Raw genomic sequence first — 8,379 nt, 5'->3', positions numbered from 1 at the left:
AGCCGCGCCAGCCGCAGCAGCGGCGTCACCGCCAGCGTCGCCAGCAGGAAATAGATCGCGGTGCGGCCCAGCCGATGCTCGATATCCCGCACCGGATCGACGCCCAGATGGCCATGCAGCGTGTCCCAGACCAGCAGCCCCAGCGGAATCAAGCCCAGCAGCCAGACCGCCCAGACCGGGACATGCCGCAGCCAGCGATTGAGGTGCTGTGGCATCAGTAATGCTTCGCCAGGTCCATGCCCGCATAGAGCCCGGCCACCTGATCGCCATAGCCGTTGAACATCAGCGTCTCCTGCCGGCCGCCGAACAGTCCGCTGCCGATCCGCCTTTCGGTGGCCTGCGACCAGCGCGGATGGTCCACCTGCGGATTCACATTGGCATAGAAGCCGTATTCGCCGGGCTGCAGCATCTGCCAGCTGCATGGCGGCTGCCTGTCGGTCAGGGTGATCCCGACGATCGACTTGATCGACTTGAAGCCGTATTTCCACGGCACCACCAGCCGGATCGGCGCGCCGTTCTGGTTGGGCAGCACCCGGCCGTAAAGCCCGGTGGCAAGGATGGTCAGCGGATGCATGGCCTCGTCCAGCCGCAGCCCCTCGCGATAGGGCCAGTCGATGATGCGCGACCGCTGGCCGGGCATCTGGCCGGGGTCGTGCAGCGTGCGGAAGGCGACGTATTTCGCGCCCGGCTGCACGCCGGCCTTGCCGAGCGCCCCGGCCAGGGGCACGCCGAGCCACGGAATGACCATCGACCAGGCCTCGACGCAGCGCAGGCGATAGATGCGCTCCTCCAGCGCCGCCTCGGGGGCGAGGTCCTCGACGCCGTAGCTGCCGGGCCTGTCCACCATGCCGTCGATCTGCACCGACCAGGGCGCGGTCTTCAGGCTGCCGGCATATCGCGCCGGATCGGTCTTGCCGGTGCCGAATTCGTAGAAATTGTTGTAATTGGTGATGTCCTCGAAACTGTTCGGCGTCTCGTCGGTCGAGAAAGCCGAGGGCTTGCCGCTGAGACCGAGAGCCGGCGTGGCCAGCGCCGCGACGCCCGTCGCCAGAAAGGCCCGCCGGCTCAGGTAATCCGCCTCGGGCGTGACATCGGACCATTTCAGCGCCATGGCAAATTCCCCCTCTGCCCAGAGCCATCATGCCACCCGCCCAGGCGGATGCCGATGAAATTCCGCGTGATTTCCACGCGAGGACCGGAAGGAAAAGGGGCGGATGCCGACACATCCGCCCCTTTTCTCAGTGCAGCGGCACCCGCGGCCCATCCTCGCCGGCCGAGCCGAGATGCGCCGTAGTCACGCGGTTGCCCACGATCAGCCCCTCGGGGCCGGCGCTGACATGCACGGTCTGGCCGTCCAGAACCTCTCCGGCCAGGATCATCTCGGCCAGGGGGTTCTGCAGGCTGCGCTGCATCACCCGCTTCAGCGGCCGGGCGCCGAAGACCGGGTCATAGCCCTCGTCCGCCAGCCATTTCAGCGCCGCCTCGTCCAGCTCCAGCCCGATCTTGTGCTGCGCAAGCCGGCTTTCCAGCTGCCACAGCTGGATCTTGACGATGCCGTCCATGTTCTCGCGCGTGAGACGATGGAAGATGATGATCTCGTCCAGCCGGTTCAGGAATTCGGGGCGGAAATGCGCCCGGACCGCATCCATCACCTGCGCGCGCGCCTGACTCGAATCGGCGCCCTCGGGCAGTTGCGACAGCGCCTGCGCCCCGAGGTTCGAGGTCAGCACGATCAGCGTCTGCTTGAAGTCCACCGTCCGACCCTGGCCATCGGTCAGCTGGCCGTCGTCCAGCACCTGCAGCAGCACGTTGAAGACGTCCGGATGCGCCTTTTCGACCTCGTCGAACAGGATCACCTGATAGGGACGCCGCCGCACCGCCTCGGTCAGCACGCCGCCCTCGTCATAGCCGACATAGCCCGGAGGCGCGCCGATCAGCCGCGCGACCGAATGCTTCTCCATGAACTCGGACATGTCGATGCGGACCATGGCGCTGTCGTCGTCGAACAGGTATTCGGCGATGGCCTTGGTCAGCTCGGTCTTGCCGACGCCGGTCGGGCCCAGGAACAGGAAGCTGCCCAGCGGCCGCTTGGGATCGTTCAGCCCGGCCCGCGCCCGGCGCACGGCGTTGGACACGGCCGTCACCGCCTCGGACTGGCCAATGACGCGCTTGCCCAGCACGTCCTCCATCTTCAACAGCTTCTCGCGCTCGCCCTCCAGCATCTTGCTGGTCGGGATGCCGGTCCAGCGTTCCACCACCTCGGCAATCTGCTCGGGGCGCACGGCTTCCTCGACCATCGGCCCGTCCTCGCTGCCCTCGGATTCGGCCAACTGCCGCTCGAGGCCGGGGATGATGCCATAGGAAAGCTCGCCGGCGCGGGCCAGGTTGCCCTCGCGCTTGGCCTGGTCCAACTCGGCGCGGGCGCGGTCGAGCTGTTCCTTGAGGTTGCGCGAGCCCTCCAGCCGATCGCGTTCGGCCTGCCAGCGGGCGGTCATGGTCGCGGATTTCTCCTGCAACTCGGAGAGCTGCTTCTCCAGCTTCTCCAGCCGGTCCTTGGAGGCGGCGTCGTCTTCCTTCTTCAGCGCCTCGGCCTCGATCTGCATCTGCAGGATCTGCCGGTCGAGCTGGTCCAGCTCCTCGGGCTTGCTGTCCACTTCCATGCGCAGCCGGCTCGCCGCCTCGTCCACCAGGTCGATGGCCTTGTCGGGCAGGAAACGATCGGTGATGTAGCGATGCGACAGGGTCGCGGCAGCCACCAGCGCGGCGTCGCTGATGCGGACGCCGTGATGCAGCTCATACTTCTCCTTGATGCCGCGCAGGATGCTGATCGTGTCCTCGACCGTCGGCTCCTCGACCATGACCGGCTGGAAGCGGCGGGCCAGCGCCGCGTCCTTTTCGATATACTTGCGGTATTCGTCCAGCGTGGTGGCGCCGACGCAATGCAGCTCGCCCCGGGCCAGCGCCGGCTTGATCAGGTTCGCGGCATCCATGGCGCCGTCGGTCTTGCCGGCCCCGACCAGCACATGCAGCTCGTCGATGAACAGCACGATCTCGCCGGCGGCATCCTCGATCTCCTTCAGCACGGCCTTCAGCCGCTCCTCGAACTCGCCGCGATATTTCGCGCCGGCGATCAGCGCGCCCATGTCCAGCGCCCAGAGCTGCTTGTTGCGCAGGCTTTCCGGCACGTCGCCGTCGATGATGCGCAGCGCCAGCCCTTCGGCGATGGCGGTCTTGCCGACGCCGGGCTCGCCGATCAGCACCGGGTTGTTCTTGGTGCGGCGGGACAGCACCTGCATGGCGCGGCGGATTTCCTCGTCCCGGCCGATGATCGGGTCGATCTTGCCCTCGGCCGCGGCCTCGGTCAGGTTGCGGGCATATTTCGACAGCGCCTCATAACTGTCCTCGGCGCTGGCCGTGTCGGCCGTCCGGCCCTTGCGGACGTCGTTGATGGCGCTGTTCAGCGCCTGCGCCGTCACCTTGCCCGCCGTCAGCGCATCGCGCGCATTGGTGTTGACGATGGCAAGCGCCGTCAGCACCCGCTCGGCCGGCACGAAACTGTCGCCGGCCTTCTTGGCCAGCTTCTCGGCCTCGTCCAGCACGCGCACCAGCGAGGTATCGACATAGACCTGCCCCTGCCCGCCGCTGACCTTGGGCTGTTTCGCCACCGCCTGGTCGACGGCCTGGCGCACGGCCTGGGCGTCGCCGCCGGCCCGCGCGATCAGATTGCTGGCAAAGCCCTGCTCGTCGTCCATCAGCGCCTTCAGCAGATGCTCGGGCATCACGCGCTGGTTTTCCTCGCGGATCGCGATGGTCTGCGCCGCCTGCAGGAAACCGCGCGACCGTTCCGTGAACTTTTCCATATCCATATGAAATTCCTTTCCTCAGCCCCCGCTTTGGACCGCCCGCATTGGCACGATCCGGCTCGGGTCCTGCCTGTCACATGGGCAGGACGAAACGGGGTTTCAAGACAGCCGGTTCCCCCCTATAAGCGGGCCGTTTGTCGCAGGCTGAGGTGGAACATGGACGACCGTCTGATCGTGGCGCTGGACGTGCCGAACGCGCTGGCCGGGCTGGAGCTGGCCGAAAGGATCGGCGACGCGGCCAGCTTCTACAAGATCGGCCTGGGGATGCTGACCGGCGGCGGGCTCGCACTCGCCAACGAGCTCAAACAGGAACACGGCAAGCGCATCTTCCTGGACATGAAGTTCTTCGACATCGGCGCCACGGTCGAGGCGGCGGTGAAAGGCATCGCGCAATACGACCTGGATTTCCTGACCGTGCACGGCGACCCGCATGTGGTCCGGGCGGCGAAACAGGGGGCAAGCGCGTCGGGGCTGAAGATCCTGGCCGTCACCGTCCTGACCTCGCTGGACCGCGCCGACCTCGATGCCGGGCTGATCGTGCCGGGCGATCTGGCCGAGATCGTCGCGACCCGCGCCGCCCGCGCCTTCGAGGCCGGGGCCGACGGCGTCATCGCCAGCCCGCGCGAGGCGGCCCTGATCCGCGCCCTGCCCGAGGCGGCGGGCCGGCTGATCGTCACCCCCGGCGTGCGCCCGGCAGGCAGCGACGCCGGCGACCAGAAGCGGATCGAGACGCCGGCCACGGCCATCGCCAGCGGCGCCGACCATATCGTCGTCGGCCGCCCGATCTGGCAGGCCGCGGACCCCCGCGCCGCGGCGCAGGCGATCCAGGCCGAACTCGCCGGGGCGTAATCAGCCGAAATTGCGCTGAAGCACCGGCGCCAGGTCCTCGCGCGCCGCCGTGGCGCGGGCGATGGCCCAGACCTTGGGCGCATTCCCCTGGAACCATTCCGGTCCGGGCTTCCAGTTGGTCATCACCGCCAGATAGATGTCCAGGGCCGAGAAGCGTTCGCCCAGGAACCAGGGCGCGCCCGCCACGCCCTCCACCGCGGTCCACAGTTCCTGCAGCCGCGCGGTGGTGGCCTCGCCCAGCTCCTTCTGCGCCGTGCCGTCGCTAAGAAAGCGCGAGGGATCGTCGCCGAAGGTGAAGCAGGGATAGACCTGCGCGACCAGGAACATCAGCCAGCGCAGGAAGCGCGGCCGCTCGGACGCGCCGGGGGCCGGTACCAGATCGTCCCGCTCGGTCATGTCGGCCAGGTGCAGGGTGATCGCCGCGCTTTCCGACATCACCCGCCCGTCGGGCAGGATCAGCACCGGGATCTGCCCCGCCGGACTGATCCGCATCAGGTCGCGCTTGGCGGCCGGATCGAGGAACAGGTCCGCGACCTCGATCCTCTCGGCCTCAAGGCCGTAATGCGCCAGTTGTGCCTCGACGATGGCCGAGCCCCAGCCGTTGCGACGGTATAGCTGCATTCGAGACATGCATGCCTCCTTCCTGTCGATGCGCCGATCATGCACAGCGGCGGGCGATTCTCAAATCCCGCAGCCCGATCCGGCAAGAACAAGCCGCACCCGGTCGCGGAAATGCGGCACGGCCCGGGGATGGGCGACGAATTCCGCCACCGGCATCATCCGCCATTCCTGCCCCTCGTCGCCAAAGCGGATCGCGGCGATCTCGGCCGCCGTGATCGTGCCGGAAAACAGCCATGACGCGCGCCCCGGTTCGCCAAGCGAGGCAAAGGCCCGCCCCGTCAGCCGCCCCGGGGCAAGCCGCAGCCCGAATTCCTCGTAAAGCTCGCGCAGGGCGCATGCGACCGGCGTCTCGCCCGGCTCGGCGCCGCCGCCGGGCAGGTCCCAATGACCCGGAAAGGGAATCCAGGGATAATCGTCGCGCAGGCAGGTCAGCAGATCCGCCCCATGGGTCAGCACCAGCTTGGCGCCGGCCAAGCCTAGTTGTCGTTGATGTCGCGGGTCCAGCGCCGCACCTCGCCCCGGTTCCTGCCGAAGATGCGCCGCAGCGCCAGCCAGATCACCCCGGTCAGGACCGCCGTGACCACCAGCGCCATCGGCAGCCCGCCGGGCCACAGGCCCAAAAGCAGCGCCAGCCCCATCAGCAGCACCGCCCCGGCGAGCCCCAGGAAGAACCAGCCCGGCAGCGCCAGTTCCAGCGCCGCCAAAAGGAGCGCCGCGATGATCCAGATCCAGCCGTTCGCCCAGCTCATGCCGCGCCCCCTGGCTTCACGCCGCGGAGCATGCGGAAGGCGTCGCCAAGCGCCTCGACGGCCGAGGCGGGAACGATCACCGTCTGCTTGCCCTGCCCCTTGCCGACCTCGGCCAGCACCTCGACCTGGCGCATGGCGACCTGGTATTGCGCCGCCTCGATCCCGCCCTCGCGGATCGCCGTGGCGATGGCCGCGGTGGCATAGGCCTCGGCATCGGCCAGCAGCCGCTTGGCCTTGGCCTGCTGCTCGGCGGCGTAAAGATCGCCGTCGGCGGCCAGTTCCACGGCGCGGCGTCGGCCCTCGGCCTCGGTCACCTGGGCGCGGCGGGCGCGTTCGGCATTCAGCTGCTGCAGCATGGCGGCGCGCGTGGCCTCGTCCAGGTTGACGTCCAGGATCTCGGCCCGCGTCACCTCGATGCCCCAGTCGTCGACGATATTGGCCAGCGATTCGCGGATGCGCTCGATCAGCGGGGCGCGGTTCGACTGCACCTGGTCCAGCTCCATCGCGCCGATCTCCGAACGCACGATCCCGGCCACCGTGGTGGCGATGGCCGCATCCACGTCGCGGATGCGATAGACGGTCTTTTCCGGCTCGATGATGCGATAGAAGACGCTGGTCTCGACCTGCACCAGCACGTTGTCCGCCGTGATCGCATCCTGGCGCGAGGTCGGCAGCTGGCGCTCCAGCACCGAGATCCGATGCGCCACCCGGTCGAGGAAGGGCACGATGAAGTTGATCCCCGGCCCCAGCACCGCATGCAGCCGGCCGAAGCGTTCGACGACGTATTTTTCCGATTGCGGCACGATGCGGACGGCGCGGCTGACGGCGAACAGGATCACCAGCGCCAGAATGATCAGGGCGAGGTTCTGGCCGATCATCTCGGCGAATTCGGGCGGCATCGCGGCCTCCTTTCTGGTTCACTCGGCGGCGAAGGCCGAATCGCTGGCGTCCGGGCGCAGCAGCGCCAGCCGCGCGACGACGCGGGCGAAACGGGTCCGGAACAGGTCGAAATCGGCGCGCGGCTCGATCCGGCGCTCGTCCATGTAGAGCGAGCGGTCCAGCTCCAGCTGTACGACATGGACATTGCTGCGCGGCCGGCCATAGGTCTGGGTGATATAGGCGCCGGAAAAGGGCGAATTGCGCCGCAGCCGAAAGCCCTCGGCCACCACGGCATCGGCCACGCCGGCGCTGATCCGCGGCGCGGCCGAAACGCCGTTGCGGTCGCCCAGCACCATGTCGGGGCGCGGGCGCGGCAGATGCACCAGCGCATCGCGCGGCATGGAATGCATGTCGATCAGGACGGCGCCGCCGAACCGCGCCACCGCCTCCTCGATCAGGCCGGAAAGCGCGCGGTGATAGGGATGCCAGAGCCGGGCGATGCGGCTTTCGGCCTCGGCCCGCGGGATCGGCCGGTCGTGGATGGCGCGGCCCTGCGAGACGACGCGGGGAATCACCCCCAGGCCGGCCATGATGCGCGGATTGCTCATCGCCGGGGCGGCGCCCGAGACCACCAGCGGGTCGATTTCCTCGGGGCCGCGATTCAGGTCCACCACGCAGCGCGGCACCCGCGCGGTCAGCACCGCGGCGCCATGGTCCAGCGCCGGGGCGATCAGCCGGTCCACGAAAGCGTCCTCGGACGAGCGCAGCTGCTGCGCGTCCAGCCGCGATTCGGCCAGGAACCAGTCGGGATAGGCGCGGCCGGAATGCGGCGAGGCAAAGATCACCCCGCCCTGCCACGACGGCGGCCGCATCAGATCGAAAATCGGCTCTTCCCTGGTCATCCCTGGCGTTCCCCGGCGGCGCGACCGGCGCCAGATCTGGGTGATAAGACAGAAAGGGTTATAAACCATGATCGGGCGCCGCCAATAGCCGTCGATTGAGGGCTTGAAACCCCGGGGCGAGGTGGCTATAGACACGCGGACCAAGGGGATCTGGCGGCGCAAGCCGGAAGAATCACCTGTCAGTGGGCGGTTAGCTCAGCGGTAGAGCACTACGTTGACATCGTAGTGGCCACTGGTTCGATCCCAGTACCGCCCACCATTCGTTTCGCGCCCCCGGGGCTCAACCGGGGGTATTTCGTTTCCAAGGCGCGACCTAGCGATGCGCCGCGATAGGAGAAGACCGATGAAGGTTCGCAATTCGCTCCGCTCGCTCAAGAGCCGCCACCGCGATTGCCAGATCGTGCGCCGCAAGGGCCGCATCTACGTCATCAACAAGACCAACCCGCGCTTCAAGGCCCGCCAGGGCTGAGAACCGGCGAATCATCCGATTCAAGGACGCCCGCAGGCCCCGCGCCG

10 protein-coding genes and 1 tRNA gene (1 of these 11 only partly in view) are annotated in these 8,379 nt (G+C 68.1%); 3 read left to right on the top strand and 8 right to left on the bottom strand.

Annotation, left to right across the window (positions count from 1 at the left end; genetic code table 11):
• The 3 genes from msrQ to clpB all read right to left on the bottom strand — a co-directional run.
• A protein-coding gene (msrQ, locus tag LOS78_RS08150; RefSeq protein ID WP_230377920.1) for a protein-methionine-sulfoxide reductase heme-binding subunit MsrQ crosses the window boundary here: on the bottom strand, positions 1–215 show its beginning. The gene continues 412 nt to the left of window position 1, outside the view; only the first 215 of its 627 coding nucleotides appear in the window; the start codon lies at positions 213–215; its stop codon lies off the left edge, out of view.
• Positions 215–1,111 (bottom strand): protein-methionine-sulfoxide reductase catalytic subunit MsrP, encoded by an 897-nt coding sequence (gene msrP, locus LOS78_RS08145; RefSeq protein ID WP_230377919.1) that lies wholly within the window; start codon positions 1,109–1,111, stop codon positions 215–217. The genes msrQ and msrP overlap by 1 nt, the downstream gene beginning before the upstream one ends.
• A 127-nt stretch (positions 1,112–1,238) precedes the next feature.
• Positions 1,239–3,866 (bottom strand): ATP-dependent chaperone ClpB, encoded by a 2,628-nt coding sequence (clpB, locus tag LOS78_RS08140; RefSeq protein ID WP_028711816.1) that lies wholly within the window; start codon positions 3,864–3,866, stop codon positions 1,239–1,241.
• Between the two features lie 153 nt (positions 3,867–4,019).
• Here clpB and pyrF point away from each other — a divergent pair, with 153 nt between their 5' ends.
• Positions 4,020–4,712 (top strand): orotidine-5'-phosphate decarboxylase, encoded by a 693-nt coding sequence (gene pyrF, locus LOS78_RS08135; protein WP_230377918.1) that lies wholly within the window; start codon positions 4,020–4,022, stop codon positions 4,710–4,712.
• Here the strand turns inward: pyrF and LOS78_RS08130 are convergent, their stop codons facing one another.
• Genes LOS78_RS08130 through LOS78_RS08110 form a run of 5 tightly spaced genes read right to left on the bottom strand, consistent with a single transcriptional unit; the run spans position 4,713 to position 7,863 of the window.
• Positions 4,713–5,342 (bottom strand): glutathione S-transferase family protein, encoded by a 630-nt coding sequence (locus LOS78_RS08130; RefSeq protein WP_230377917.1) that lies wholly within the window; start codon positions 5,340–5,342, stop codon positions 4,713–4,715. It lies immediately after the preceding gene.
• A 51-nt stretch (positions 5,343–5,393) separates the two neighbouring features.
• Positions 5,394–5,807 (bottom strand): NUDIX hydrolase, encoded by a 414-nt coding sequence (locus tag LOS78_RS08125; protein ID WP_028711813.1) that lies wholly within the window; start codon positions 5,805–5,807, stop codon positions 5,394–5,396.
• Positions 5,808–5,809: 2 nt separating this feature from the next.
• Positions 5,810–6,082: a hypothetical protein gene (locus LOS78_RS08120; protein ID WP_028711812.1), complete on the bottom strand. Its 273-nt coding sequence runs from the start codon at positions 6,080–6,082 to the stop codon at positions 5,810–5,812.
• A complete protein-coding gene (locus LOS78_RS08115; RefSeq protein ID WP_028711811.1) occupies positions 6,079–6,981 on the bottom strand; it encodes an SPFH domain-containing protein in 903 nt (300 codons plus the stop codon). Before LOS78_RS08115 ends, LOS78_RS08120 begins: the two co-directional genes overlap by 4 nt.
• Before the next feature lie 18 nt (positions 6,982–6,999).
• Positions 7,000–7,863, bottom strand: coding sequence for an N-formylglutamate amidohydrolase (locus LOS78_RS08110; RefSeq protein WP_230377916.1), 864 nt, complete (start codon positions 7,861–7,863; stop codon positions 7,000–7,002).
• A 184-nt stretch (positions 7,864–8,047) separates the two neighbouring features.
• Between LOS78_RS08110 and LOS78_RS08105 the strand changes: the two genes are divergently transcribed.
• Both LOS78_RS08105 and ykgO read left to right on the top strand, forming a co-directional pair.
• Positions 8,048–8,122 (top strand) — tRNA-Val (locus tag LOS78_RS08105).
• A gap of 84 nt (positions 8,123–8,206) precedes the next feature.
• Positions 8,207–8,332: a type B 50S ribosomal protein L36 gene (gene ykgO, locus LOS78_RS08100; RefSeq protein WP_017998967.1), complete on the top strand. Its 126-nt coding sequence runs from the start codon at positions 8,207–8,209 to the stop codon at positions 8,330–8,332.
• Positions 8,333–8,379 lie beyond the last annotated feature (47 nt).

This window comes from Paracoccus sp. MA, from assembly GCF_020990385.1.
GTDB lineage: Bacteria > Pseudomonadota > Alphaproteobacteria > Rhodobacterales > Rhodobacteraceae > Paracoccus.
This window is presented reverse-complemented; position numbering and strand designations above follow the sequence as displayed.